Annotated in this window: 24 protein-coding genes; 10 read left to right on the top strand and 14 right to left on the bottom strand. The window is 68.7% G+C overall.

All coding sequences use genetic code 11. The features are described from left to right. Positions 1-175: 175 nt before the first annotated feature. The 3 genes from budA to FB464_RS08350 all read right to left on the bottom strand — a co-directional run bounded on the left by budA (position 176) and on the right by FB464_RS08350 (position 2,933). Positions 176-895 carry an acetolactate decarboxylase gene (gene budA, locus FB464_RS08340; protein ID WP_116414277.1) on the bottom strand — a complete coding sequence of 240 codons (720 nt, stop codon included), beginning with the start codon at positions 893-895 and terminating at the stop codon, positions 176-178. Continuing rightward, entirely contained in the window at positions 892-1,386 is a 495-nt protein-coding gene (locus tag FB464_RS08345; protein WP_116414276.1) for a DUF3054 domain-containing protein, read from the bottom strand. The genes budA and FB464_RS08345 overlap by 4 nt, the downstream gene beginning before the upstream one ends. Positions 1,387-1,484: 98 nt before the next feature. Then, complete coding sequence (locus FB464_RS08350) at positions 1,485-2,933, bottom strand: phytoene desaturase family protein (protein ID WP_116414275.1); 1,449 nt, start codon at positions 2,931-2,933, stop codon at positions 1,485-1,487. 134 nt (positions 2,934-3,067) lie between these two features. On the opposite strand from FB464_RS08350, the gene FB464_RS08355 reads away from it, so the two are divergent. Next, the gene (locus FB464_RS08355; RefSeq protein ID WP_116414274.1) at positions 3,068-3,331 is read left to right on the top strand and encodes a hypothetical protein; all 264 of its coding nucleotides are present in this window, start codon (positions 3,068-3,070) and stop codon (positions 3,329-3,331) included. Beyond that, entirely contained in the window at positions 3,328-4,017 is a 690-nt protein-coding gene (locus FB464_RS08360) for an HAD family hydrolase (protein WP_116414273.1), read from the top strand. Before FB464_RS08355 ends, FB464_RS08360 begins: the two co-directional genes overlap by 4 nt. A 26-nt stretch (positions 4,018-4,043) precedes the next feature. On the opposite strand, the gene FB464_RS08365 is transcribed toward FB464_RS08360, so the two are convergent. Continuing rightward, positions 4,044-4,841 (bottom strand): 4'-phosphopantetheinyl transferase family protein, encoded by a 798-nt coding sequence (locus FB464_RS08365; RefSeq protein ID WP_116414272.1) that lies wholly within the window; start codon positions 4,839-4,841, stop codon positions 4,044-4,046. A 51-nt stretch (positions 4,842-4,892) separates the two neighbouring features. Between FB464_RS08365 and FB464_RS08370 the strand changes: the two genes are divergently transcribed. From FB464_RS08370 to FB464_RS08380, 3 genes are read left to right on the top strand one after another with little or no spacing between them, the layout of a single operon-like run. Beyond that, complete coding sequence (locus FB464_RS08370) at positions 4,893-5,855, top strand: Dyp-type peroxidase (protein WP_116414271.1); 963 nt, start codon at positions 4,893-4,895, stop codon at positions 5,853-5,855. Positions 5,856-5,906: 51 nt separating this feature from the next. Continuing rightward, entirely contained in the window at positions 5,907-7,262 is a 1,356-nt protein-coding gene (locus FB464_RS08375; RefSeq protein WP_116414270.1) for an ATP-binding protein, read from the top strand. Further along, a complete protein-coding gene (locus FB464_RS08380; protein WP_116414269.1) occupies positions 7,259-8,329 on the top strand; it encodes a tetratricopeptide repeat protein in 1,071 nt (356 codons plus the stop codon). Before FB464_RS08375 ends, FB464_RS08380 begins: the two co-directional genes overlap by 4 nt. Positions 8,330-8,393: 64 nt before the next feature. Here the strand turns inward: FB464_RS08380 and FB464_RS08385 are convergent, their stop codons facing one another. Then, complete coding sequence (locus tag FB464_RS08385) at positions 8,394-8,612, bottom strand: hypothetical protein (RefSeq protein WP_116414268.1); 219 nt, start codon at positions 8,610-8,612, stop codon at positions 8,394-8,396. Positions 8,613-8,799: 187 nt separating this feature from the next. Between FB464_RS08385 and FB464_RS08390 the strand changes: the two genes are divergently transcribed. Then, the gene (locus tag FB464_RS08390) at positions 8,800-9,714 is read left to right on the top strand and encodes a DsbA family protein (RefSeq protein WP_116414267.1); all 915 of its coding nucleotides are present in this window, start codon (positions 8,800-8,802) and stop codon (positions 9,712-9,714) included. A 55-nt stretch (positions 9,715-9,769) separates the two neighbouring features. On the opposite strand, the gene FB464_RS08395 is transcribed toward FB464_RS08390, so the two are convergent. After that, positions 9,770-11,077 (bottom strand): serine hydrolase domain-containing protein, encoded by a 1,308-nt coding sequence (locus FB464_RS08395; protein ID WP_211327341.1) that lies wholly within the window; start codon positions 11,075-11,077, stop codon positions 9,770-9,772. Positions 11,078-11,286: 209 nt separating this feature from the next. Here FB464_RS08395 and FB464_RS08400 point away from each other — a divergent pair, with 209 nt between their 5' ends. Together FB464_RS08400 and FB464_RS08405 are read left to right on the top strand one after the other, a co-directional pair. Beyond that, positions 11,287-13,071 carry a sensor histidine kinase gene (locus FB464_RS08400; RefSeq protein WP_170151884.1) on the top strand — a complete coding sequence of 595 codons (1,785 nt, stop codon included), beginning with the start codon at positions 11,287-11,289 and terminating at the stop codon, positions 13,069-13,071. Next, positions 13,059-13,730, top strand: coding sequence for a response regulator transcription factor (locus FB464_RS08405; protein ID WP_116414264.1), 672 nt, complete (start codon positions 13,059-13,061; stop codon positions 13,728-13,730). The genes FB464_RS08400 and FB464_RS08405 overlap by 13 nt, the downstream gene beginning before the upstream one ends. Here FB464_RS08405 and dacB read toward each other — a convergent pair. Genes dacB through FB464_RS08420 form a run of 3 tightly spaced genes read right to left on the bottom strand, consistent with a single transcriptional unit; the run spans position 13,711 to position 17,844 of the window. Then, entirely contained in the window at positions 13,711-15,318 is a 1,608-nt protein-coding gene (gene dacB, locus FB464_RS08410; protein ID WP_211327340.1) for a D-alanyl-D-alanine carboxypeptidase/D-alanyl-D-alanine endopeptidase, read from the bottom strand. The two genes, FB464_RS08405 and dacB, sit on opposite strands and share 20 nt — an antisense overlap. 2 nt (positions 15,319-15,320) lie before the next feature. Continuing rightward, positions 15,321-16,544: a serine hydrolase domain-containing protein gene (locus tag FB464_RS08415; RefSeq protein ID WP_116414262.1), complete on the bottom strand. Its 1,224-nt coding sequence runs from the start codon at positions 16,542-16,544 to the stop codon at positions 15,321-15,323. Positions 16,545-16,593: 49 nt separating this feature from the next. Further along, positions 16,594-17,844 carry a serine hydrolase domain-containing protein gene (locus tag FB464_RS08420; protein WP_246092980.1) on the bottom strand — a complete coding sequence of 417 codons (1,251 nt, stop codon included), beginning with the start codon at positions 17,842-17,844 and terminating at the stop codon, positions 16,594-16,596. Positions 17,845-18,062: 218 nt separating this feature from the next. Here FB464_RS08420 and FB464_RS08425 point away from each other — a divergent pair, with 218 nt between their 5' ends. Then, on the top strand, positions 18,063-18,959 hold the full coding sequence (locus FB464_RS08425; protein WP_116414261.1) for an alpha/beta fold hydrolase: 897 nt from the start codon (positions 18,063-18,065) through the stop codon (positions 18,957-18,959). Between the two features lie 3 nt (positions 18,960-18,962). Beyond that, entirely contained in the window at positions 18,963-20,057 is a 1,095-nt protein-coding gene (locus FB464_RS08430) for an amidohydrolase family protein (RefSeq protein ID WP_116414260.1), read from the top strand. Here the strand turns inward: FB464_RS08430 and FB464_RS08435 are convergent. From FB464_RS08435 to FB464_RS08455, 5 genes are all read right to left on the bottom strand, one after another. Beyond that, positions 20,011-20,781, bottom strand: coding sequence for an SDR family oxidoreductase (locus tag FB464_RS08435; protein ID WP_116414259.1), 771 nt, complete (start codon positions 20,779-20,781; stop codon positions 20,011-20,013). The genes FB464_RS08430 and FB464_RS08435 overlap by 47 nt on opposite strands. Before the next feature lie 6 nt (positions 20,782-20,787). Beyond that, positions 20,788-21,768 carry an alpha/beta fold hydrolase gene (locus FB464_RS08440; RefSeq protein WP_116414258.1) on the bottom strand — a complete coding sequence of 327 codons (981 nt, stop codon included), beginning with the start codon at positions 21,766-21,768 and terminating at the stop codon, positions 20,788-20,790. A 34-nt stretch (positions 21,769-21,802) separates the two neighbouring features. Beyond that, positions 21,803-22,561: an SDR family NAD(P)-dependent oxidoreductase gene (locus FB464_RS08445; protein WP_116414257.1), complete on the bottom strand. Its 759-nt coding sequence runs from the start codon at positions 22,559-22,561 to the stop codon at positions 21,803-21,805. Next, complete coding sequence (locus FB464_RS08450; protein ID WP_116414256.1) at positions 22,562-23,899, bottom strand: MFS transporter; 1,338 nt, start codon at positions 23,897-23,899, stop codon at positions 22,562-22,564. 118 nt (positions 23,900-24,017) lie between these two features. Further along, positions 24,018-25,514, bottom strand: a complete 1,497-nt coding sequence (locus tag FB464_RS08455; RefSeq protein ID WP_116414255.1) for an aldehyde dehydrogenase family protein — start codon at positions 25,512-25,514, stop codon at positions 24,018-24,020. Positions 25,515-25,518: the final 4 nt, after the last annotated feature.

The following is a 25,518-nucleotide window of genomic DNA, read 5'->3' on the forward strand; positions in this document are numbered from 1 at the left end:
GCGGGGGCGAGGCGAGGGCGGGCATGGGGCGAGGCGGGGCGGGACGCGGCGAGGCGAGGGCGGGGCGGGGGCGGGCGAGCTGGCCATCGAGTGGGCGATTTGGGCCCTAAGACGCGGTTTTTGGGGCCCAAACTGCCCACTCGAGGGAGGGGGGGGACGGGAGAGGGAGGGGGGGTCAGCGGGCGGAGGCGGAGGTGGACTCTACGCGGCGGATGTCGGCGTCGGCGCTCGGCGAGAGCAGGTCGGCCGCCGCGAACTCGGGAGTACCGGGCAGGTGCACCTCGATGTCCGCGACCGGCTGCACGTGCAGGGTGCCCGCCGTCACCGTGTAGTTCAGGGTGTGCCCGCCGTGGGTGCGCGAATCGTTCAGGTAGTGCAGGTGGTACCCCGCGACACTCACGCCCTGGAAGATGTGCGGCGCCCAGAATCCGACGAGCGTGCCGGTGGTCGACGGCAGCGTCATCTCGCGCTGCGTGGTCATCACCTCGGGCAGCGGACGGTACGGATGATGCTGCCGCACGGGCTCCCGCACCAGCATGTCCGAGAACTCACCGTCGAGCCGGATGGCGTAGAACTGGTTCGGGTTGCCGACCAGCCCGGTGATCAGCGCCTCGAGGCCGGTGCGGTCGACGGATCCGGCCAGCTCGTGGTGGAGGGTCGGCGCGAACGGGACGACCTCGGCGAAGGGCAGCAGCTCATCCGGATCCCCCGGGCTGACCGCACCGTCGTCGGTGCACCGGAAGACCTGCCCGTCGACGATCACGAGCTCACCGTTCAGCGCGTTGCCGCAGCCGAGCCCGAAGTCGCCGGCGGCCAGCACCTCACGGGTGGGGAACGCCCCGTCGTAGAGCCCGGCCATCAGCGCCTGAATGACCGAGAACTGGTGGATGCTCACCGGGAGTCCGGGCGCGCCTGGCCTGCCGCGCCTGCCGAGCCCGCCGCACCCCCCGAGCCCGCCTGGCGAGTGGCCAGCACCCGCCCGCGGGCCCGCCGCCGCAGGATCGCCCCGGCGATCAGCCTCCAGCCGAGCAGGAACACGCCCAGCACGATGATCGCGACGATCACGAAGCTGACGGCGACACCCTGCCCGCTCAACAGCCGGAAGAGCATCCCCACGGCCACCGTGAACAGCCAGATCGGGATGCCCGGCAGGACGGGCACGAACGGGTACCGCCACGCGCGGGTCGCCAGCCAGCCGACCGCGAGACCGAGCAGGAACGGCCACCAGGTGGTGAGGATGCCCGGAACGCTGAACGCCTCGGCGTGGTTGCCGCGCCCGATGAGCACGAAGGCCAGAACGAGCACGACGTCGAACACGAGCGCGAGCACCACGTGCCGGGTCGGAACGGGCGGGCGGACCTTCTGGGGCGGGGCGGTCTGGGTCATGACGCCAGTCTACGAAGAACGGCCGACGGTGAACGGCCGACGGTGCGCAGCGGGCGAGCCGGGCATCCGGAGCCCCCGGCCGCACCGCGCCGACGTCGCTACAGCCCGAGGTACGGCGCGCGCCGGATGCCGAACGTCACGGCGAGCGCGCGCCGCGCGGCGTGCCAGCCCGCCGACCCGTTGACCCCGGGCCCGGGCGGTGTCGACTGCGAGCACAGGTAGACGCCCTCCATCGGCGTCTGCCAGGGGTGCAGCGACAGGGTCGGCCGCCGCACCAGCTGCCCGAGCGTCGCCGCCCCCGACGAGATGTCCCCACCGATGTAGTTCGGGTTCTGCGCCTCCTCACCGACGGCCGTGCGTCCGGCGTGGGTGATGATCGTGTCCCGGAACCCCGGCGCGAACCGCTCGATCTGGTCGATGATCGTCTCGGTCTGGTCGACGTCAGAGCCGCGCGGAACATGCGTGTACGCCCAGAGCACGTGCCTGCCGGCAGGCGCCCGCGAGTCGTCGACCACGCCGGGCTGCGACACCAGCACGTAGGGCTTCGACGAGTGCTTGCCGGAGGCCACGATCGCCTCGGCCCGGGCGATCTGCGCGTGGGTTCCACCGACGTGAACGGTGCCGGCCTTTCGCAACTCGGGGTTCGTCCACGGCACGGGGTCGCTCAGGGCGAGGTCGAGTTTCGCGACCGCATTGCCGTAGCGGAACCGCGAGAGCGCACGGCCGTACCGCGCCGGAACCCGGGATCCGGCGATCGCCAGCAGCGCCCGCGGCGAGACGTCGAGCAGCACCGCCTTCGACGGCGGCAGCTCGTCGAGGCTGGCCACCTCCGTCGACGTCTCGATGCTCCCGCCGTGCCGGGCGAGGTCGTCGGCGAGCGCCTGCACGATCGACTGGCTGCCACCCACGGGTATGGGCCAGCCGACCCCGTGCGCGAGGGTGGCGAGGATCAGTCCGGCCGCGGCGGGCGCGAGCCCCGGCAGGGGCAGGATCGAATGCGCCGAGACACCGCTCATCATCGCCGGCGCGACGGTGCTCTCGAAACGCTGGTTCCAGAGCGGGCTGCCCTGCTCGAGCATCCTCAGCCCGAAGGCCGCGAGCGCGGTCGGGCTCTTCGGGACACGCAGCAGCGAGCCGCCGGTGTAGGAGGTCAGGCCCTCCCAGCGGGAGACGAGGGGGTGCAGCATCCGGTGCCAGGCGGGACCATCGACGCCGAGGCTGCGGGCGGTCTCGTCGAGGCTGCGGTAGGCGAGGCCGGCCCGGCCGTCGTCGAGTGGATGCCCGTAGGCGACCTCGGGCTGCCGGAGTTCGATGCGCGACGAGAGCTCGAACGCGCGGAAGAACTCCGAAGCGAGGGCCATCGGATGCACGGCGGAGCAGATGTCGTGCAGGAACCCGGGCAGCGTGAGTTCCGCGGTTCTCGCACCCCCGCCGATCGTGGCTTCGCGCTCGTACACCCGCACCGAGACCCCGGCACGGGCGAGGGTCACGGCTGCGGCGAGGCCGTTCGGCCCCGAGCCCACGACGATGGCGTCAACGGTGTCCATGCCCACCAGTATCCCCTGATCCCCGCCGCATCCTCTGGGTTCTCGATGCTCATTCCCAGCCGGGTGTCAATCCCTGCCGCCAAGGTGGTCCCAGTGGTTGCATGAGGGCAAGCACCTGACCAAAGGAGGTTGATGTGACCGACCAGCTCAGCGCACCGCCACTCGCCGCAGACATCCGTATCTCGATCCTCTCCGATCACGAATGGCGCATCTGCGACCGTCGCATCCCTGACACCAATGCCGAGTCTGTGCTCGGCTACATCGAGAAGACGGGATCGTTCTACGAAGTGATGAAGCTCTCGACCCCGCGGAACCTGTTCTACTTCACCGACCTCGAGCACGCTGTCGAGAGCTTCTCGTCGGCGATCGCGTCCGAGACGCTGCGCCGACAGCTGTGAGCGAGCCTGCGGCTCCCTCCGGCGACCCGGCGGCTGTGCTCTTCGACATCGACGGAACGCTCATCGACTCGAACTACCTGCACGTGTTCGCCTGGAGCCTGGCCCTCAATGACGTGGGCCACCGGGTGGACGACTGGCGGATACATGCCTCCATCGGCATGGACTCTTCGAAGCTCAAGGACGAACTTCTGGGAGCGGACGCCGAGCGTCTCGGCGAGGCGGCAACGGATGCGCACAGTGCACGGTACGCAGATTTGACGGGCGAGTTGCGGCCGTTCGCCGGGGCCCGTGACCTGCTTGCCGCGTGCGCCGCACGGGGCTTGCGGGTCGTGCTCGCCACGAGTGCGCCGGAGGACGAGTTGAAGAAGCTCCGCGAGGCGCTCGATGCCGAGGACTCGCTGCATGCGGTCACCTCCGCCGACGACGTCGAGACGGCGAAGCCCGAGCCCGACGTGGTGAGGGTCGCGCTGGAGAGAGCCGGCGTCGACGCCTCCCGCGCGGTGATGGTCGGCGACACGGTGTGGGATGTCGAGGCGGCAGCCCGGGCCGGCGTCAGCTGCATCGGGGTGCTGAGCGGCGGGATCGGCGCTGCCGCGCTCCGCGAGGCGGGAGCCGTCGCGGTCTATGACGACGTTGCGGCGCTGCTCGCCGGGTTTGACGAGAGCCCACTCGCCGCGCTGCTCTGACCCCCCGCCCGCGTGCGGCACCAAGGCTATGCCGGCAGGGAGCGGAACTCCACCACGACGGCTTCGGGCCGTGCGTCGGCGACGGCCACGGCCGCCGCGAACCCCGGCTCGGGCGACTCCACATCGAGCCAGGCGAACGGCTGGCCGTGGACGACCGTGCGTCCGGATGCTCTCCCCACGACCTCGATCTCGCGGGGATCGCGGCGGAGGCCCGAGCCGAACGCCTTGGCGACCGCCTCCTTGCGTACCCAGAGGGCGGCGCGTGCGGCCGTCGCGGACGGGTCGGCCGTTGCGGACGGATCGGCCGCCGCGGACGGGTCGGCCGCCGCAGCGGGCAGCGAGCGGCGCTCCGCCGCGCTCAGCGCGACTCCGTCGAAGCCCGCGAAGACGACGGCGTCGAAGTGCTCCAGATCGACCCCGAGCGAGGGCACACGTTCCCCCGGCTGCGCGACCAGAACCGCGATGAGCGCCGCGCCGGACGAGCGCGACAGCGAGACGGAGACCGACGGCCATACGGCGCCCCCGGCATCCGCACCGCCCGCACCACCCGAGCCGCCCGCACCGCCCGCGCCACCCACTACCCGGGGGCGGCCGTGCTGCTCGCCGCACCGCTCGCAGGTGAAGTCGAACAGGACGGAGCCCGGCGGCACACCGAGGCTTTCGCCCACCGCCAGCCTCAGGAGGGTGTGCGACACCACGAAACGGTGCCGGTCGACGGCGTGCACCAGCCGCTCAGCGCGGAGCACTTCGCCCGAAGTCAGCCAGCGGGGGTCGGCGGGGCGGGCATCCAGAACCGGCTCGGAGTAGAGCGCCACTCGCCACATGCCCCCCAGACTGCCACACCGGGACGGGCCGCCGACCGGTAGCCTCGCATCATGGATGACCAGACCTGGGCCCGCGCCCCGATCGAACCGCAGAGCGTGAACGCGCCGCTCTCGACGTCGGCGATCTTCCTCGTCGTGACCGTCACAGCAGACGATGAGGCAGCCGTCGCCACCGCGCGCGACGTGGTCAGCGACATCGGCGGGCTCGTGCGCGCCGTCGGCTTCCGCGACCTGGGCGGGCGGCTCTCCTGCAACGTCGGCATCGGATCCGACCTCTGGGCACGCTTCGACCAGCCGTCGAAACCGAGCCAGCTCGACCGGTTCCACACCATCCCGGGTTCCGGCGGGCACACGGCCGTGTCGACACCCGGCGACCTGCTGTTCCACATCCGCGGCGAGCGTCTCGACCAGTGCTTCGAGCTGGAGCGACTGATCCTGGCCAGGCTCGGCGATACCGTCGAGGTCGTCGACGAGACGCAGGGGTTCCGCTACTTCGACTCCCGCGACCTGCTCGGCTTCGTCGACGGCACCGAGAACCCGACCGGCCAGTCGATGGCGGAGGCCGCCCTGATCGGCGACGAAGACCCCGACTTCGCGGGCGGCAGCTACGTGGTCGTGCAGAAGTACCTGCACGACCTCACCGCGTGGGGCGCCCTCAGCACCGAACAGCAGGAGCAGATCATCGGCCGCACGAAGGCCGACAACGTCGAGCTGGACGACAGCGACGGCTCACGGATGTCGCACAAGAGCCTCAACACGATCGTCGACGAGAACGGGGTGGAACACGACATCCTGCGCGACAACATGCCTTTCGGCCGGCCGGGTGCGAAGGAGTTCGGCACCTACTTCATCGGCTACTCCCGCGACCTCTGGGTGATCGACCACATGCTGCGGCGCATGTTCATCGGCAACCCGGTCGGCGAGTACGACCGCATCCTCGACTTCTCGACGGCGGTCACCGGCACGACCTTCTTCGTGCCCTCGAACGACGTGCTCGAAGGCCTCGCGACCTGAGCCCGGAGAACCCCCGGCCAGCGGTCAGGATGCGCGGTCTAAACTCACTCCATGGAAGAGCCACTCATCAGCTCGTTGCGCCGCGCTATCGCCTCTTCCCCCGATGACATCCCCCTCCGGCTGCTGCTCGGCCAGCTGCTGGTGAAGGCCGGTTCCGCGGCCGAGGCGGTCTCGCTGGCCGCGGGCGTGCTGCAGGATGCGCCCGACAATGTGGATGCCCGGCAGCTGATGAGCGAGGCGCTGGCGCCCGCGCCTAGGCCCACGCCCGCGCCGTCCGCCGCCACCAGCCCCGCCGACTCCGCCGCACCTCCTGCCGCGCCCGCGCCCGCGGTGCCCCCTACGCCCCCGACCGCGTCCGCCGAAGCACCCACAGCCACCGCACCCGTGACTCCGCCCGCCGCAACGCCGCCCGCCGCCCCGCCTCCGCCGCCGCCCGCCGACTTCGACTGGACCGCCGCCGAGAACGACGTGCACGAACTCGCGCAGCCGATGTTCACCGACGCCCAGCCCTCGGTGGCGCCGGGATCCGGTTTCGACATCGAACGCTCGGTGATCACCCTCGCCGACGTGGGCGGCATGACCTCGATCAAGAAGCGCCTGAACGCCGCCTTCCTCGCACCGCTGCAGAACCCCGAACTCCGGAAGCTCTACTCGAAGAGCCTCCGCGGCGGGCTGCTGATGTACGGACCTCCCGGTTGCGGCAAGACCTTCATCGCCCGCGCGATCGCCGGGGAGCTCGGCGCCCGCTTCCTGAGCGTGGGGCTCAGCGACATCCTCGACCCGCTGCTCGGCAACAGCGAGCAGAACGTGCACGAAGCGTTCGAGCTGGCCCGCCGCGAGGCACCCTGCGTGATCTTCTTCGACGAGATCGACGCGCTCGGGCAGCGCCGCAGCCAGACCCGCAACAGTGCACTCCGCGGAACCGTCAACCAGCTGCTCACCGAACTCGACGGCGTCGCCGACCAGAACGAGGGCGTCTTCGTGCTCGCCGCGACCAACCAGCCGTGGGATGTCGACCCCGCCCTCCGCCGCCCCGGGCGCTTCGACCGCACCGTGCTCGTGCTGCCGCCCGACGATGAGGCGCGCGAGTCCATCTTCCGCTACCACCTGCAGCACCGGCCCGTCGAGGGGATCGAGCTGAAGGCGCTGGCCCGGGCATCCGCCGGCCTCTCCGGCGCCGACATCGCCTACGTGTGCGAGGTCGCGGCCGAACGGGCCCTGATCGACAGCGCTGAGACGGGCGAGCTGCGGCTGATCACCATGAACGACGTGACAGAGGCTCTGCGCGAGGTGACCCCCTCGACGACGAGCTGGCTCGACAGTGCCCGCAACGTGGTGCTCTTCGGCGACGACGACGGCACCTACACCGAGCTGAAGTCCTACCTCAAGAAGGCCAGGCGCCTGTGAACCAGGAGGATGCCGCGCTGGTTCACGCCCGCACCTACCTGTCGCTCGGCAAACCGGCAGACGCCCTGCGGGCCCTCGCTCCGCACCTCGCCGCGCATCCGGACGACGACCGCGGACTCTGCCTCGCGAGCCAGGCCCACCTCGTGGCCGGCCAGGCCGCGCGGGCGCTCGAGGCGGCGCAGCAGGCTCTCGTGCGCACGCCCGACAACGAGTGGGCCTGGCGGCTCGTGGCGCTGTCGTACTCGAAGCTCGGGAACATCTCCGAGGCCAAGGCCGCGGCGCGTACCGCCCAGAGCCTCGCCCCCGAGCTGTGGGTCACGCACGCCCAAGTGGCGCAGGTCGACATCGCGGCCAAGCGCATCACCGCCGACGCCGAGCATGCGGCCCGCGAAGCTGTGCGGCTCGCGCCCCTGGAACCGGATGCCCACCTCACCGCCGGCAACGTGGCCCTCGCCCAGCAGAACTGGCCCGTCGCCGAGGCGGCGTTCCGTTCGGCGCTGAAACTGCAGCCCGACCACCCGGCGGCCCGCAACAATCTGTCGCTCGTGATGCTGCGGCAGGGGCGGGCGGGGAGTGCGGCGGCGGGTTTCATCGACATCCTGCAGGCGGATCCCGGCTCTGCCGTCGCCGTGCGGAACCTCCGGGCCGTCGCGGCCGTCGCACTCCGGCGGATCCACTTCATCCTCTGGATCGCCTTCGCGGTCGTGACCGTCGCCTTCAGCGGCGCCAGCCAGCCCACCGACTCACCGCTCTACGGCACCGTCTGGCAGGACTTCCTCGCCACGGTCGCCGTGGGCTCCGGCATCTTCATCGTGGTCTACCTCGTGCAGCTCCGGCGCGCGGCCGGCCGCCGGTTCGCGCGGTTCGTGCAAAGCATTCCCCGCATCGACGGGCTGCTCGTGGTCTGGGCGGCGCTTCTCGTGGCGTGCTGGGCGCTGATGGCGGGCGCGACCTTCGCCGAGGTGCGCCTCGCGCAGCTGCTGTACCTGCTGGCCGGCGCGCTGCTGGTGGCGGGATCGGTCGTGGTGATCGTGCGGCGGCGGCGCTCGGTCGACCGCCCGGACTGAGCCGCGACGCGAGGCCTCAGCGGTCTGCGCGGGGAGGCCCCAGCGCCGTCTGCGCGGGGAGGCCTCAGCGGTCTGCGCGGCCGCGCCCCGACCGGCGGAGCCCCAGCACGATCAGAACGACGCCGACGGCCGCAAGGACCAACCCGATGTACAGCCACATGCGGTCACCCGTCATGGAACTGCCGGGGATGAGGTTCGCGCCCTGCCCGGCGAAGACTCCTCCCACGATGAGGGCGATCACGCCGACGATCACCAGGCCTGTTCTCGTACCGCGGTTGCTCATGACCTCAACCTACCCTTGGCTCACTGCCAGGGACAGTCGTCTCACCGGCGAACCCGCCGCGCCGCCCGGCGCTGAGAGTTCTCGAAGCTCGTACAGCGCGTCGATAGCTGGCTCATAGGCGGCTCTCCTACAGTCGGTTGCTGCACGCGCCTGTTCTGCGGCGCGCGGGAACGGATGAGGAGCACCGGTGCCGGCGAAGAGTTTCGAGACGGAACTGAAGGGTCTGCCGAAGAAGGAACGGCAGGCTCTCCAGCGTGAGATGGCCAAGCTCCAGCGCGAGGAGGACCGGAGACGCAAGGCGCGCAACCGCGTCATCCGGCGCACCAGCCTCATCACGGTCGGTGTCGCCGTGCTCGCGATCGCCGGCCTCGTGATCTTCAGCACCGTGCGCGCGGGCCTGATCGGGCCGGCGAACATGGCCACCGACGGCATCCTGTTCACGGGAGACGGTACGACGACCACACCGTCGACGACAGCCGCCATCGATGTTGGGGCGAGTCCGGCGGCGGCCAGCTTCGACCCGTCGAACGGGGTTCTGGCGGTCGACCTCTACATCGACTACGCCAGCCCGGATGCGACCACCTTCGAGACCACCAACGCCAGCACGGTGCAGGGCTGGGTGACTCAGGGCTACGCAACGCTCTCGATCCATCCGGTCGCACTTGCCAGCTTCGACGCGAACAGCCAGTCGATGCGCACCGCGAACACCATCGCCTGCGTCGCGAACAGCGAACCGTCCAGCGTTCTGGCTGTGCACAACGCCCTCATCGCCGACGCGGCCACGATCGCCGGCGCCGGGCTCAACACGAGCGACCTCGTCGCCCTCGTGACCAAGGCCGGCGTGACCTCGACCGAGGTGTCGGGCTGCATCACGTCCGGCGGGTTCGACAACTGGGTGGTGGATGCATCCAACCGGGCGAAGGCGAACGTGCCGAACTCCGACGTGGCGACCTTGACCGCCACTCCCCTCGTCGTGGTCGACGGCACCGCCTACACCGGCTCGGTCTCGGATTCGGCCGCCTTCCAGACGTTCGTCGCGACGACCTACCAGGCGGCGGTGCCGGAGAGCACCGCGACGCCGACCCCGACACCCACCCCGTAGTCGTCAGGCGGATGCGCGAGCCGGTCGAAGCGCAATACACGGATGGTGAGCCGACTCACTGGCGGGTCGGCGGCACCGCGTCGGGCGCGACGATGGCGGTGAGGTCGCGGAAGAGATCCGTGGCGCGGTTGCGCACGCTCCCGTCTGCACCGAATGCGCCGGGCTCGAAGGTGACGACGACCGCGATCGTGGCTCTCTCGGAGGGCAGGTAGGCGTCGACGGCAGCGGTGCCACTGAACATCGGGTTCTGCAGGATCCAGTCACCCATCATCACGACGCCGAGACCGTAGGTGTACACCTCCGACTGCGGGAAACACGTCGAACACCCGGGCACCTGCGTCGTCTTGCCGCGGAGGCCGGTGTCGATCTGGGCGGCGTGGGACTCCTCGCTCAGCAGCTCGCCTGTTCCGACGGCCTCTGCGGTACGGGCGAGATCGCGGATCGTGGTCGTCTGCACCGCACCGTGCGTGATCGTCCACGAGGGGTTCCAGTAGGTCGAATCCTCGACGAACTCGGTCTCGGTCGGGAGGCCGAGATAGCCTCGGCGCTCGGAGGTGTAGGCGTGCAGTGCCGGCTCGGGCACCGCCGGGGTGTCCGAATCCCGGGTTCCGGTCAGCCCGAGCGGGCCCAGAACCTTCGCCTGCAGCAGTTCGCTCATCGGAGTGCCGGTGATCTTCTCCAGCGCGAGGCCGAGAAGGATGTAGTTCGTGTGCGAATAGTTCCAGTTGGTGCCCGGTGGATAGACCAGAGGCTTCGAGGTCGCGATCGAGTACAGCTCCTCGGGGGTCCACCTTCTGAACGGGTTCGCATCGAGCGCGTGGAGGAAGTCGGAGTCAGCCACGTAGTCCGGGTAGCCGGAGGTCATCCGGGCGAGTTCGCCGAGCGTCACCTGGTCGCTGTGCGGCACCTCGGGCATCCAGGTCGAGAGCCTGTCGTCGAGCGTGACCTTTCCCTCGTCGACCAGAACGAGAAGCGCGGTCGCGACGTACGAGATCGCGACAGCACCATTGCGGAAATGCATCTCGGTGCTCGCCGGCACTCCGGGCAGGGACTCACCGAACGCCTCTGTCACGACGTCTTCGCCGCCTTTCCGGATGCTCACGATCACCGATCGCAGATCGTAGTCGTCCATCTTCTGCGCAACCAGGTCGGTGACCCGAGCGCTCACCACCGGATCGGCGGAGGCAGGCGTGGCAGCGGGTGATGTCGAAGTCACGGAACCGGAACCGGTGCATCCCGACAGTGCAACCGTGACGGCGACGATGGCGCTGCCGATCGCCCACGGCATCGCTCGGAGCCGTCGGCGCCTGCCGGGGGCACGGCCGGAGCTCCGCATCACGAGCGTCCTCTCCTCGACATCCACCCCAGCCACGCTCGCAGGCCGGTCCGGGCGAAGCAATAGACCCAGGTCCCGCTTCCGACCCCGACATCCAGGCCCACCGCCGGCCGGCTGCGCACAGTCGGGACATACACAGAGGACGCAGGTCTATGGCGTTCCGGCTCGACGCCCGCAAGACTGTTCGGGTGGGCTGGGGCGCAGGGCGACCCTCGGGAGGGCGGGAGGCTCTGACGATGACGAGCGGAGAACCTCCTGCCACCGGGGCGCCACTCCGACTCGGCGAAGGTCCCGCGGGCGGGGCGCTGCGGCTCCGCAGTGGCCGTCCGAGCTCTCTGAACCTCGCGATGCTCATCATTCTGGTCAACGCAGGCGTCATCGGTCTGTTCCAGATCGCGGTGGGGCTGGAAGACTCGGTGAACTTCGCCGGCGTCGTGCTCTTCACCGGGGTCTTCTGGATCTGGATCGTCGCCGGACTGGTGGCCTGGTGGCGTCGCCCCGGTAACGCAACGGGCTCGCTCATCGTCATCGGCGGCCTGGCGGTCTTCATCGCCGGAGCGCAGAACCTCGACATCCCGGTTCTCGTGATGGTCAGTGTCGCCTTCGCGACAAGCATCTTCGCTGTGACGATCCACCTCCTGCTCGCCTTTCCGCTCGGTCGACTGCGGGGGCGCCTTCCTGTGGCGATCGTGGTGATCAGTTACGTCAACGCGGTCGGCCTGCAGGTGGCGCTGTATGTCTTCCGCACGGCCGGCCCCCTCGACCTGTTCGATCCGACGTTGACCGTGCAGAGGATCGTCGGTCTCGCCGCTGTCGGATCCACAGCCGTGCTGCTTGCGCGACGCCTGCGGCAGGCAGATGCAGCGCACCGCCGCATCCTGCTTCCCCTCTACATCTACGGGATCGTCGCCGTGTTGGTCTTCGGTTCCGCACGTCTGGTTCTTCCTCTCTTCGGGCTCGACGGCGTGTCAGTGGGAGTGATCCAGGTGCTCTTCCTGGCCGGCGTTCCCCTGGCCTTTCTCGCGGGTGTGCTCGGTGGTCGGTTCGCTCGCACGGGCGAACTCGATGCTCTCAGCACCTGGCTCGGCGCGACCGGGGCCGACCGCCAATCGGCGGAGGCCGCCCTGGCCAGCACGCTCGGCGATCGTTCGCTGCAGGTCGTCTACTGGGCCGCCGAACGGTCGCGCTATGTCGATGCCTCCGGAGCGGACTTCGAACTACCCGGCCCCGGCGAGGGGCGAACCGCCCTCGAAGTGCGGGTCGACTCACGTCTGATCGGCGCCATCGTCTACGACAACGGTCTGATCGGCGACCCCGACGCCGTGCGGCGGGTCGGACAGGTGCTGGCGATCGTCATCGATCGTGAGCGGCTGCTGGCCGAACTCGTCGCGAGCCGCGATGCGCTGCTCGGCTCACGGCTGCGTCTCGTGCAGGCCGCAGACAGCGAACGCACCCGTATCGCGCAAGACCTGCACGACGGCCTGCAGGTGCAGCTCGTTCTGCTTGCTCTCGAGGCTCAGCAGATCGCGAATGCACCGGATGCTGCACCCGGCACTCGCACGAACTCGACCGAATTGCGGCGGCGCATCGATGATGCCGCCGCAGACCTCCGACGTCTCGTGCACAACGTGCTGCCGGCGGCTCTCGTCGAACGCGGGCTGTCTGCTGCGACCGAAGACCTCGTCGACCGACTCGAGCTGCCCGTGACGCTGGACCTCGATGTCGACGACGATTCCCTGGCGCCGGCGATTACCTACACCGCGTTTGTGGTCGTGGCCGAAGGCCTGACCAACGCGATCAAGTATTCACAGGCGACGCTGCTGTGGGTGCGCGTGTACGAGTCGTCAGACACCGTCTCGATCGAGATCGGCGACAACGGTGTCGGCGGTGCCAGCGTGGAGGCCGGCACCGGGCTGAAGAGTCTGATCGACAGGGTCGACGTTCTGGGCGGCTCCTTCCGGTTGGAATCGGCGCCCGACAGGGGAACCATCATGAAAGTGGAGCTGCCATGCGCGTTGTGATCGGTGACGACGAGGTGCTGCTGCGGGCGGGCCTCCGGCATGTGCTGGAGGATGATGGATTCGAGGTCGTCGCCGCGGTCGGTATGGCCGACGAGCTCGAGCGGGAGGTCGTACGCCTCCACCCCGACCTGGTGATCACCGACATCCGGATGCCTCCGACACACACCGACGAGGGACTGCTCGCCGCGCTCCGCATCAGGCGGTCGTTGCCCGATGTGGCCGTCGTGGTGCTCTCGCAGTACGTGCAGCGGCGCTACGCCACCGAACTCCTCGACCGGCGTACCGGACGAGTCGGGTATCTGCTCAAGCAGCGGATAGCGGATGTCTCGACCTTCACCGCCGATCTCCGCCGTGTCGCGGCAGGAGGTACCGCCCTCGACCCCGAGGTCGTTCACGTGCTGGTCACGCGTGCCAGCCTGACGAACGCCGCCGTGCACGACCTGACACCCCGCCAGCGCGAGGTGCTCAGTCTGATGGCCGAGGGCCGCAGCAACGCTCGCATCGCCGCCGCTCTGAACCTCACCGAGAAAGCCATCGTGCAGCACACGTCACGCATCTACGATGCCTTCGGTCTGCCGGTTGACGCCGACGATCACCGCAGGGTGCTGGCGGTCATCCGCTATCTCTCAGAGCCTTCCGTCAGTAGGCCTGCTGGATGAGGGCAGCGACATTACCGACGTCGTCGTTCGCCTGGAAGACACCCGCCGCATCGGTGTAGAAGCCCTGGTTGACCATGATGGTGAAGGCGAGGTGTCGGCCCTTTTCCGTGTCCATGACTCCGCCGAGGGTTTTCGTCACGAGTCGGTAGCGGTTGTTGAACGCGTCGCCGCCGAGCAGCGTTCCGGTCTTCGCGAACACCTTCCCAGCGGCAGGGCTGGTCTTCTGAACGTCGGCGAGAGATCCGTCGACCCCGAGAATCGGCAGTGTGTCGCGCCAGGCGGCCGCGTCGGGGCGCTTGGCGAAGATCGTCTGGATGTCGACCGCGTTCTTCGGGGTGATGAAGTTGCCGTCGAGGCCCGATCCGTCGATGAGCGAAGCGCCGGTGGTGTCGAGCCCGGCCTCGCTCCAGATCTTCTGCGCCTCGACCAGGCCCTCGTCGCAGTCCGTCTCCCCTGCGGCGACGGCGAGCCGGCAGAGGAGGGTCTGCGCCCCGCGGTTGTAGCTGATCTTCATCACGTAGGTGACCTCCTGCCCGAGCGGGAGCGAGGTCAGCTGCGCGACGGTCGGCAGAGCGGCGACAGCAGACGACTCCGGGAGTGAGCCTTCGGGATTCGCCGCGGTCGGGTTCGATGTGACGGTGACCCCCGCGCGCTGCAGGGCCTCGATGAACGCCGTGCGAGCGAACGTCGCCGGGTCTTCGAGAACATGGACCTTGAGGGCCGGAGCGCTGTCGGCGGCGATCTGGCCGGTGATGACGATCGTGTTCGGGTCGTCGGCCGCGACGCTCGGCGTCGGGATCGACGTCGTGGCTCCCGCGGCGACGGTCTGCACGCGGTTGTCGAGCTTCCACGGTGCGACAGCGGGTGTGAGTGCAGCGCTCGCAGGCGACCCCGCAGCGCCCGGCGTCACGAGGATGTCGAGAACATTCTGGTTGATGATGATCGGCGTGATCGGCTCCTCGACAAGCTCCCCCTCGAACAGACGGTCGTCGACGATCACGTCGCCCGCGACGGCCGAGATCCCGGACGCCTTCACCCCGGCTGCGAGCTGATCGAGGCCCGCGAGGGGGTTCTCGGTGGTGAGGGTCGCACCGGGCAGGGCGTTGGCGTCGTTGTGGTCGAAGTTCGTGAAGTCGACCGAGCCGTCGGCTTTGGTACGGCCGCCCATCGTCAGGTCGCCCTGGCCGACCAGCACCAGGTCTCCCGTGAGGGTGCCGTTCGAGGTGCTGCCCAGCTGCTTCACGGGGGTGCTGATTGTGTGGTCGGGGCCCCATTTCACCCACGCGGCGCCGGCGCTGTACGTCTTCACGAACGATCCAGGCTCGGCCATCTTGTGGGCATCGAGGTCGACCACGGTCTCTCCCGAGTCGATGTCCTCGACCGAGATCAGCCACCGGCCATCGGAGAACTGGGGCTGGTTCATGACTTCGAGTGCGGCATCCGGAAGCCCGGCGACGCTCTGCAGCGCTCCGCCTGTGCCGACCGGGCTCGAGGCGGCCTCCCCACCGAACGTGCAGCCGCTTGTGGCCGCGACCGCGGTGACCAGCGCACAGATCGTCATCAGTCGCAGGGTTCGCTTGTGCCTCATGATCATGCCCCCTCTGCAAGTACGGTGGCCAGGGCGCGGAAAGTCGCGTCTGCCGGATGCACGTCGGGCACTCCCGACTCGTTCATGAAGACTGCGATGCTGGCACCGGTGGAGTCGTTGTGGAAGACCGCGGCGGTGAAGCCGATTCCCTCGCCATTGTGTCCCCACCAGCCGCTCGTCTCGCCTATTCCCAGGGCGTAGCTGTCGTAGGGCGGGCCGGAGTCGAGCGGCGCTCCCACTTCCCGTTCCTTCTGCGTCTCGGGGCTCAGGAGCGCGCCGGACCCGAGCGTGTCGGCCCAGACGCGCGCGTCGTCGAGAGTCGTGAACATCGATCCGGCGGCCGCGAAGATCGACGGGTTCTCGGTCTGCGCCTCGGTCACACCGTCTTCGACCTGGTACCCGGTCGCGTGTGGCGCGGTCCAGTCGGCGATGTCGGTGAGGTAGTCCGTGCCAGCCTGCTGCAGCGGGTCGAGGATCCGCTGCCTGAGAACAGTGGCGAAGGGCTGGCCGGTCACCTTCTCGATCACCGCCCCCAGGAGGTTCGTGTCGGCGTTCGTGTACACCCGCTTCGCCCCCGGAGCGAACTGGGCGGGCCGTCCCAGAACGAACCCGTTGAGGTCGTCCAACGTGAAGATGCGGTCAGGGTTCGCCACAAAGGCCGACGCGAAGTCGTCGTTCGTGTAGTCGGCGTTGCCGCTGGACATGTCCGCGAGTTGCCGCAACGTGATTGTGTCGCCGTCGGTGACGCCGTCGACATACGTGGCGAGCGTGTCGTCGAGGCTCACCAGGCCCTCATCGACGAGCTGTAGCAGCAGGGTGACCGTGTAGGACTTCGTGACGCTGCGGAGAGGCCACTGCATGTCAGTGCTGACCGGCTGGTTCGTGGCGATGTCGGCGACGCCGCTGGCCGACGTCCACGACCCCTCGCCGGGGATCCAGACTCCGACCGCAGCACCCGGTACCGCGTTGTCGGCCATGATCCGGTCGACGGCGGATTGCAGCCGGCTCTGCAGCTCCGCCGGCAGTTCCCCCGCTGGCGCCGTGGGACGGGCGGCTGACGGGATGACAGATGCCGGGGCGCCGGATGCAGCCGACGTCACAGACGAAGCCGTCGGGGCCGGCGTGCCGGTCGAGGTGCAGCCGGCGAGAAGGATGCTGCCGACCACCACCCCCGTGCCGAACACGAGTGCGCACCGACGCCGTGCGCCGCGGGTGGTCTTCGTCATCGTCGTTCCTCCAGAACACTCGGGCACGGTCTCCGGCTGGAGCGCCGGGCTATTCGTCTTTCTCGAGGTCGTCGGGCGGCACCACCGACGAGCCGTAGAGCTCTGCGATGACCGACTTCGCCACGACGACGGCCGCGTTCTCGCCGGTGACCGGCGACGCCGACAGGTTGCATCCGATGATGATCGTGTCGCCCGTGGTGACGTCGTAGGCCATGAAGCTCGAGAAACCGGGCAGCTGGCCGTCATGCCCGTAGATTCCGGGGGCGAACTGCGCGATGCCGATCCCGTAACCGACGTTCGGGTTTGCGGGGTCGATCGGTTGCACGCTGTCGAATCGCGCCTTCTGCTCCGCGTCGTCGAGCAGCCCGCCACCCACCATCGCCTTCACATACACGGCAAGGTCGTTCGGCGTCGAGATCGCCCCACCCGCCGTCCAGGCCCACGACGGGTTCGCTTTCGTCTGGTCGACCGGCTTCACCGTGCCATCCAGTGCGCCGGCCTGCTCCGCCTCGGGAACGGCGTAGCTGTCGATCGTGCTCACGTTGGTGCCGAACTGGTAGCCGTGCGCGTGAGGGTCGGGAATGGATGAATCGGCGGCAGCAGGCAGCGACGTGTTCTTCAGCCCGAGGGGCGTGAAGATGCGCTCGTCGAAGGCCTCCGACGCCGACATGCCGGTCACCTTCTCGATGACGGTTCCGAGAAGCACGGTGTTCGTGTTGCTGTACTCGAACTCGGTGCCCGGGGCGGCGTTCACCGGGTGGCTGAACGCGATCGCGAGCAGTTCGTCGGGCGTCCACGCCTTCTGGGGGTCGGAGTCGAGAGTGGCGTTGAAGCCAGCGTCGGACGTGTAGCTGTAGAGGCCGCTCCGCATCTCCGCCAGTTCGGCAAGAGTGATGTTCTCCCCGCCGGGCACGTCGGGACGGAACTTCGAGATGGGGTCGCTGAGGCTCAGCTTGCCCTCCTGCTCCAGCTGGAGGATCACGGTGCCGGTCATCGTCTTCGTATTGCTTCCGACCCGCACGTGGTCATCGATCGACATCGCGACATCCGACCCGAGCTCGGCGGTACCGAATTCGGCGGTGAAGTCGCCCTTCGAGGGGGACGTGATGAGCACGACGACCCCGGGGATCGCGTTGTCCTTCATCACATCGGGCACGTCGCTGTTCAACGCTGACGCGTATGCGGGCCCGGCGGTGGCAGGCGAACTCGCCGGAGCCCCGGATCCCGCAGGGCTGCACGCACTGACGAGCGCCAGGATGCCCCCCACGGCAACGATCGTGACAGCCCGTTTCATCTTCATGTCGCCATCGTGCCCTCCCCCGGCCCCTCAGCAGAAGAGACCTAGGTCTATGGCGATCAACAGGGCCGGGACCGTTCGCAGTGATCGGCTGAACCGGCCGAGAAGACGCCGGGGAGGTCCTCTTCCACCGGTCCCGTTGCTGATATATCGTAGCGAGTAGCGGAACCTGCCTCAGGGTTCCCTGTCACGTTCTCGATGCAGAGACAGGAAGGACAACGATGTCCACCTCGTTCACCCACACCACGACAGACGGCCGCACATACACCGGCCGCAGCAACGGCGTCGAGCCGGTCGCCGGAACGCCGCTCGTCGTTGCGATCCACGGAGGAACCTACTCGTCGGAGTACTTCGACATCCCGGGATACTCGCTGCTCGACCGCGGCGAGGCGGCCGGCGTTCCGGTGATCGCGCTCGACCGCCCGAACTACGTCGGTTCGAGCCCCCTGGAGAGCGACGATTCGATCATCCTCGCCAACGCCGCGGTTCTCGACAACGCGATCGGCGAGATCTGGGACCAGCACGGCGGCGAGGCATCGGGTGTCGTGCTGGTCGGCCACTCGATCGGAGGGGCGATCGCGACCGCGATCGCCGCATCCCGCCCTGCTTGGCCCCTCGCAGGTCTCGCGACCTCGGGCTGCCTCGTGCGCGTTCCCGCTGAGTCGGCGGGGGCGTGGGCAGCTCTGCCGCCGATTCCGATGATCGATCTGCCCGTGGCCATGAAGGACCAACTGATGTTCGGCCCTGCCGACACACTCAATGACGACATGCCTGCCGCGAGCTATCCGTCGAACACCCTCGTTCCGAAGGCCGAACTGCTCGACATCACCGGTGGGTGGATCGCCAGGCGCGCCGAGATCTGCGGCCGGGTGACCGTGCCGGTGTTCCATCGTCAGGGCGAGTTCGACCATCTCTGGGTCACCAGCCCGCAGGAGGTCGACGAGTACCGTGACGGGTTCACTTCCGCAGCATCCACGGACATCGCTCTTCTGCCCGGCAGCGGGCACTGCATCGACTTCCACCGGGTCAGCGCCGAGTTCGAAGACGCGGAGCTCAGCTTCGCGAAGTCGACCGCGTCGACCGTCTCCGCCTCGAACGCCTCCACCCCGGTCGCCTGACCCGTGGCGACGATTCTGCGGGGCGCACGCGTCTTCGAGGGAACCGGATTCAGCGAGCCGAAGGATGTCGCGTTCGACGACGGCGTCCTGGTCAGCGGCGTCCCGCAGGATGCCGAGGTCATTGACGCCGCCGGGGGCTACCTGATCCCCGGCCTCATCGACTGCCACATCCACCTGTACGGCCCGCACAATCAGGAACGCCTCGCCGCAGCCGGGGTCACCACCGCTCTCGACATGAGTTCGCCCGCTCCCCTCGTGAACGCCCTGCGTGGTCGGCCAGGGGTCACCGACCTCCGCAGCGCGATGATGGCGACGACTTCGCCGACCAGCGCGCACGCCGAACGGTTGAAGAACGTTCCCGCCGCGCAGGAGGCACTCGTCGCGAGCGCAGCCGACGCGGAGGCCGCGGTCGCACTGCGGGTCCAGCAGGGGGCCGACTACATCAAGATCGTCGTCGATCTTCCCGGCTTCGATGAAGAGACGGTCACGGCACTGGTGAGGGCAGCCCACGAGCACGGGCTGCAGACCGTCGCCCACGCGTCGCGGTCGGATGCCGTCGACCTGGCCGAAGCAGCGGGCGTGGATGTCTTCACCCACGTGCCCCTCGACCGTGCCGTCGAGGCGGCCCAGGCGGCGCGCCTCGCTTCAGCCGGAAAGGTGGTCGCGCCGACCCTCGTCATGATGAAGGGCATCGTCGAACGGTTGGCCGCCGCCGGCATCCCCGGCCCGTCGTATGACGCCGCGCGCGATTCGGTTCGTGCCCTGCACGCGGCCGGCGTGCCGATTCTCGCCGGCACCGATGCCAACGAGACACCGGCCGTGCCCGCATCACCCCTGTTCGGAACGAGCCTGCACGACGAGCTCGAGCTGCTCGTCGACGCCGGCCTCACACCGGTCGAGGCCCTGCGCGCGGCGACGTCGCTGCCCGCCGAGCACTTCGGCCTCACGGACCGGGGCGCGATCTCCCCCGGCCTCCGCGCCGACCTCGTGCTGCTCGACGCCGATCCGACCCTCGACATCAGCGCAACGCGGGCGATCCGCCAGGTCTGGATCACCGGCCGGGCGGTCTCTCCCTCACCGGAGCCATCGAGTCGTTGAAATGCCTCGTGATTCCGATGTCGTCGGTGCGCTGGGCGTCTCGCCGTTCGCGGGCGCGAGCGACGTAGGCTTCCGGCTCGCCCCTCTCGAGAGCCTCCAGCGTCTCCGTCAGGAACTCGTCAAGCGGCATCGCGTTGGGGTCGGTGAGGTTCACCGGCTGCAGCGCGGTGCGCGTGAGCGGCGGCGCGATCTCGACCACCTCGACGCCGCTGCCCTGCAGCCGGTAGCGCAGCGACAGCGTGTACGAGTGCATCGCGGCCTTCGTCGCCGAGTACAGCGACGATCGCGCGAGCGGGGCGTAACCGAGCATCGAGGTGACGTTGACGATCGCCCCGCCGGGCACCGAACGAAGCTGGTCGACGAAGGCGGAGATCATCCGGATCGGGCCGAGCAGGTTGGTGCCCATCACGAGCTGCAGCTCCTCCTCGTCGACGGCGGCGGTGGGGTCATCGTCGATCATCACGCCGGCGCAGTTGACCAGGATGTTCAGGCCGGGGTGCTGCGCTGTCAGCTCGCTCGCCGCCGAGATGATGGCCGTCGCATCCGACACATCGAGCAGGCGGGTCAGGATGCCCGGGTTCGCGGCTCTGACGTCGGCCAGGAGGTCTTCGCGGTGACCGGCGACGATCACGGTGTTGCCGCGCGCGTTCAGCGCTTCGGCGAGCCCGCGGCCGATGCCGGAGCCTCCGCCCGTGATGAGAATGGTGTTACCGGTGAGCTTCATCGTGGCTCACACCTCTTCCAGCAGCGCCGCTTGAGTCGCCCACTCGACCACGGTGTCGGCGAAGAGCTGCGGGTCCGACCGGTGCATCGCGTGCCCCATCTCGGGAAACGAGAGGTACGTGACGGGCTGGCCGGCGGCGCGAACGAGCTCCTGCACCCGCTGGGCCTGGAAGTCGGTCATACCTCCGGTCAGGCGGCCGGTGTGTTCATCCACCTGCCGGAAGTGGTGGGTGACCAGCACCGGAACCTTGACGTTCGAAAGCATGTTCTGATGGTCGCAGGATGCCGTCGCCGACCCTGAGACGAACGCCCGGCCCCACTCGGGGTCGTACTCCTTCATGTTCTGCGGCGGCCCGGCCGGGCGCTCTCCGGGAGGCATGGGGAACATCCGCCCGAGGCCTTGCAGCGTGGATCGCGGCATCACCCGCGGAATGGCGCGCTGGAGGCCCGCCCAGTCGCCGATCGACCATTGGTCGCCGAGATAGGTGTTCCAGAGCCCGAAGGTGAGGCCCATCCCCTGGTTCACCGACGGCCCACAGGCGGGATTCGTCTCGGAGGCGAAGAAGGGTGAATCCTCCCAGACGCCGCCCCTGATCTGGCCCGGCTTGGCGAACGCGCAGAGCCAGGCCGCGATGGTGCCACCCGACGACAGGCCGCTCACCACGGTCGGCCGCCCGATGACGAGGTCGATGAAGTGAACGAGATCGGCGCCGAACGTGTCGAGGGTGTACCGACCCGGAGTCCAGGTGGACCGGCCCTGCCCACGGAGATCGACGGCGAAGACCTGGAAGTGCTCGGCCAGGAGCGGCATCGCCTGTTCGTAGCCCCACCACGACTCGCTCTGCGAGGGGATGAGCAGCAGCGCGGGAGCCGCCGGGTCGCCGGCCACCGCGTAGTTCATTCTGATCTCACCCAGGTCGACGGTGCGCTCTTCGAGGGTGTGTGGAACGAAGATGTCGGCGTGGTCGTGGGCTTCGAGAGAGGTCATTGTCTGGCTTCCTGTGGTAGTGGTGATGATTCGGTCACTGTGCGGTCCATCCTGCATCGAGCATGAGAGACGAGCCTGTCACCAGGCTCGAGGCGTCGGAGGCGAGAAAGAGAACCGCCCCCATGACTTCTTCTGTCGTGCCGACACGGCCGAGGGCGTTGCGTGCGGTCACCCAGTCGAGAAACTCGGGGTTGTCGAACATCGGCCTCGTCAGTTCTGTGTCGATGAAGGTCGGGCAGATGGTGTTTACCCGCACGTTCCCAGAACCGACCTCCCAGGCGAGCGACTTCGCCAACCCTTCGAGGGCGTGCTTCGTGGCGGAGTACACGGTTCGACGCGGGCTTCCGACGTGCCCCATCTGTGAGGAGACGAGGATGATCGACCCCCTGCCGAGGCCGGTCATGCTCCGCGCAGCCGCCCGCGCGACGACGAAGGCCGACCGCACGTTCACCGCGATCATGTCGTCGAGATCGCCATCGAGCAGATCGACCAGCTCGACGGGCCGGTTGATCCCGACGCTGTGCACGACGATCTCGACCGGTCCGAACTCCTCGAAGGCAGCATCGACCGCCCGCGCATCTGAGACATCGAGAACGACGGCCGTGGCCACGCGCCCCTCCGCCCGAAGCTCCGCACAGAGCGATTCGAGGTGCGTCTCCGATCGCGCAGCGACGAACACCTCCGCTCCTGCTTCGGCGAGCGCGGCGGCGGCGGCCAGACCGATGCCTCTGCTCGCGCCGACGATGAGTGCTCGTCGGCCGTCGAGACGGAAGGAGGGCGTGACGGGCAGCATCTACGCGCCGGCACTCACTGGAGCGAGTAGGCCGCTCTTGCGGGCTTCGCGGCCGGATCGACCGAGCGCCACGACAGCAAGGCCGCCGAGAACCAGCGGCAGGGCGAAGAGCAGGTAGAGCGACGGAGCGCTCCACCCGCCGTCGATCAGCACGCCGGCCAGGATGGGCGAGATGATCGCACCGATGCGACCCAGCATGACGGCGAACCCGACTCCTGTGGTGCGCACAGACGTCGGGAACAGCTCGGGCGAGATGGTGAACAGACCGGTTGCACACGCCTGGATGAGCGCTCCGACGGCGAGTGCGAGAAACAGCGTCCAGCCGAGGCTGCCGAAGGAGAGCCCCATCGACAGGAAGGCGATGGCTGCGCCCGCGAAGGCGATGATGGTCAGAGTCCTGTTCCTGAAGACGATGGCGAGCAGGGCGAAGACGATTGCGGCCAGGGCCCCTCCGACATTCAGCAGCACGCCGGCACCGATGCCCTGCTGGGCGGTCATCCCGGCCTGCTGGAGCAGCCGCGGAGTCCAGCCGTTGGCGAAGTAGAACGCCGCCATCATGACGAAAAACGCGAATCCGATCAGCGCGGTCTTGCGACCGTTCTTCCCCGAGAAGAGCTCGGTCACGACCACGTTCTTCGGCCTCGGCTCGTGGTCGGGCAGCGCATCGATCGCGGCCAGCTTCATTTTCACCAAGGTGCGGTTGACGGTCTCCAGTGCATTCCTCGGGCGCTTGAAAAGCAGGAAGTCGATCGACTCCGGCAGGGCGAAGAACACGACGACGAAAACGATGAGCGTGAACACCGCACCGACGACGAAGCTCGCCCGCCAACCGTAGGTACCCAGCACGATGGCCGCGACGAAGCCGCCGACGACTCCACCGATCGGCAGACCGGCGGTGCCGAGCGCGACCATCGTCGCGCGCCGACGTTGCGGGGAGAACTCCGAGATCACAACGGGCAGGCCGGCCACCAGGCCGCCCACACCGACGCCGGTGATCACTCGCGTGATGCCGAGCTCGGTCATGTTCGTCGTGAGCGCTGAGCCAGCCATCGACACGATCACGATGCCGAGGCAGAGCAGCGTCATCCGGCGACGGCCGATACGGTCGGCCAGGGGTGCGATCAGGGCTGAACCGAACACCAGACCGATGCCCACGGAGCTGAGCAGCACACCGATCTGGGTGGCGTTCAGCTTCCATTCCGCGGCGACGGCCGAGGCGGAGAATGCCATCAGCAGAAGGTCGTACCCCTCGATCAGAACGATGACAAGGCAAATGGTGATGACCAGGATCTGATATCGGCTCAGTGGAGCGCGATCGATGGACTCGCGAATGGACATGGAGACACCTTTCTCTGTGGCGCGACGAAGGAGCGGCTCCGATGCCGCCTCGCGCAGTATGTGTGTGCTGTGACCGAGCGTCTTCTTCGACGTCGGCGAATACCCCCGGTGGATCCTGTTAGAAGGGGTACCTCCCGGGTTCGCGGCTCACAGTGGTGAGTCGAACCTCGGTGAAGTCTTCGATGGCGTAGTAGCCCGAACGGCCCCAGCCACTGTCTTTGACGCCTCCCACGGGAAGCGACGCCTCGCTCGCCATCGTCGGCGCGTTGATGTGGATGATGCCAGTGTCGAAACGCGCGGCCAGGTCGAGACCTCGGGCACGATTGCGCGTCATGATCGACGCGCTGAGCCCGAAGGGAGTGTTCTGGGAGGCGCGGAACGCTTCCTCGGCGTCGTCGAAGGCTTCGATCACCAGCAGCGGCCCGAACGTCTCGTCGGCTCCGGTCGAGCAGATCGCATCCGCCGGCACGTGGCTGAGGATCGTGGGCGGGTAGAGTCTGCCGTCGGCCGTGCCACCGGTCACCAGCGCCGCACCCCGGTCGAGCGCATCCTGGACCCGCGCCGCGATCTGCTCAACAGCACCGTCGTTGATGAGCGGCCCGATGATGACCGCGGGGTCGCGGGGGTCGCCGATCTTCAACGTCTCGACGCGGGCTTTCAGGCCCGCCACGAACTCGTCGTGAAGGGAGCTGTGAACATAGACCTTCCGCGAGTTCATGCAGACTTGGCCCTGGTGGAGGAACGCGCCGAAGGTCACGGCCCTGATGGATTCCTCGACGTCGGCGTCATCGAGGATGAGCACGGGGTTGAAGCCGCCGAGCTCCAGCACCATGCGCTTCAGCGCCCGGCCGGCCTGTGCGCCGAGGATGCGCGCGGTCCTGTCCGACCCGGTGAAGTTGATGCAGCGCACCGCCGGGCTCTCGAAGAAGACATCGGAGATCGCCGGCGCCTCGCCGGGCGCGTGCGTGACCACGTTGAAGGTCCCGGCGGGGAAGCCGGCCTCCTCGAGGATCTCGGCGTGCACGAGGCCCGCCGACCGGGGCGCGAGCTCGGAGGGCTTGATGACCGTCGTGTTGCCGAAGGCCATCGGCAGCAGGAAGGTGCGCCAGGCGAGATAGAAGGCTCCGTTCCAGGGAGTGAACCCGGCGACCACGCCGAGCGGCTTGCGGGTGACCGTCGCGGTTCGCCCAGGCACGTCGCTCCGCAGCACGTCGCCCGCAGGCAGGTAGCCCCAGCCGGCGGCCTGGCGCAGCATCGCCGCAGACAACCGGATCTGGAACGACGAGAAGGCGCGGCTCGCTCCACCCTCGACCGCCATGAGTTCGACCAGCTCTTCGGTGCGGCGCTCCACGATGTCGGCCGCCTTCAGGAACAGCAGCTGCCGGGCCCCGGGTGCCAGGTTCGCCCACGCCGGGAACGCGGCGGCCGCTGCCTCGACGGCAGCCCGCGCCTCGGCCGAGCCGCCGGCCGCAGCCTCGCCGACGAGCTCGCCGTTCAGGGGGTTGTGGACGGGGAAGGTCGGGCCGCCGGCATCCGTCCATTCGCCATTGATGAAGTGGGAACTGACAACAGAAGACGCGTTGGTCGACGCTGCTGTTTCAAGGGAGATGGTCATGACG

The sequence above is a fragment of the Subtercola boreus genome, assembly GCF_006716115.1.
Lineage (GTDB): Bacteria > Actinomycetota > Actinomycetes > Actinomycetales > Microbacteriaceae > Subtercola > Subtercola boreus.

Bases quoted from the DNA above. Each gene is read 5' to 3' on its own strand.
- FB464_RS08400 (WP_170151884.1), top strand. From the start codon at position 11,287: ATGACGAGCGGAGAACCTCCTGCCACCGGGGCGCCACTCCGACTCGGC.
- FB464_RS08420 (WP_246092980.1), bottom strand. From the start codon at position 17,844: ATGAAGATGAAACGGGCTGTCACGATCGTTGCCGTGGGGGGCATCCTG.
- FB464_RS08375 (WP_116414270.1), top strand. From the start codon at position 5,907: ATGGAAGAGCCACTCATCAGCTCGTTGCGCCGCGCTATCGCCTCTTCC.
- FB464_RS08450 (WP_116414256.1), bottom strand. From the start codon at position 23,899: ATGTCCATTCGCGAGTCCATCGATCGCGCTCCACTGAGCCGATATCAG.
- FB464_RS08455 (WP_116414255.1), bottom strand. From the start codon at position 25,514: ATGACCATCTCCCTTGAAACAGCAGCGTCGACCAACGCGTCTTCTGTT.
- FB464_RS08435 (WP_116414259.1), bottom strand. From the start codon at position 20,781: ATGAAGCTCACCGGTAACACCATTCTCATCACGGGCGGAGGCTCCGGC.
- FB464_RS08350 (WP_116414275.1), bottom strand. From the start codon at position 2,933: ATGGACACCGTTGACGCCATCGTCGTGGGCTCGGGGCCGAACGGCCTC.
- FB464_RS08405 (WP_116414264.1), top strand. From the start codon at position 13,059: ATGCGCGTTGTGATCGGTGACGACGAGGTGCTGCTGCGGGCGGGCCTC.
- FB464_RS08425 (WP_116414261.1), top strand. From the start codon at position 18,063: ATGTCCACCTCGTTCACCCACACCACGACAGACGGCCGCACATACACC.
- FB464_RS08345 (WP_116414276.1), bottom strand. From the start codon at position 1,386: ATGACCCAGACCGCCCCGCCCCAGAAGGTCCGCCCGCCCGTTCCGACC.
- FB464_RS08365 (WP_116414272.1), bottom strand. From the start codon at position 4,841: ATGTGGCGAGTGGCGCTCTACTCCGAGCCGGTTCTGGATGCCCGCCCC.
- dacB (WP_211327340.1), bottom strand. From the start codon at position 15,318: ATGAGGCACAAGCGAACCCTGCGACTGATGACGATCTGTGCGCTGGTC.
- FB464_RS08370 (WP_116414271.1), top strand. From the start codon at position 4,893: ATGGATGACCAGACCTGGGCCCGCGCCCCGATCGAACCGCAGAGCGTG.
- FB464_RS08440 (WP_116414258.1), bottom strand. From the start codon at position 21,768: ATGACCTCTCTCGAAGCCCACGACCACGCCGACATCTTCGTTCCACAC.
- FB464_RS08385 (WP_116414268.1), bottom strand. From the start codon at position 8,612: ATGAGCAACCGCGGTACGAGAACAGGCCTGGTGATCGTCGGCGTGATC.
- FB464_RS08445 (WP_116414257.1), bottom strand. From the start codon at position 22,561: ATGCTGCCCGTCACGCCCTCCTTCCGTCTCGACGGCCGACGAGCACTC.
- FB464_RS08415 (WP_116414262.1), bottom strand. From the start codon at position 16,544: ATGACGAAGACCACCCGCGGCGCACGGCGTCGGTGCGCACTCGTGTTC.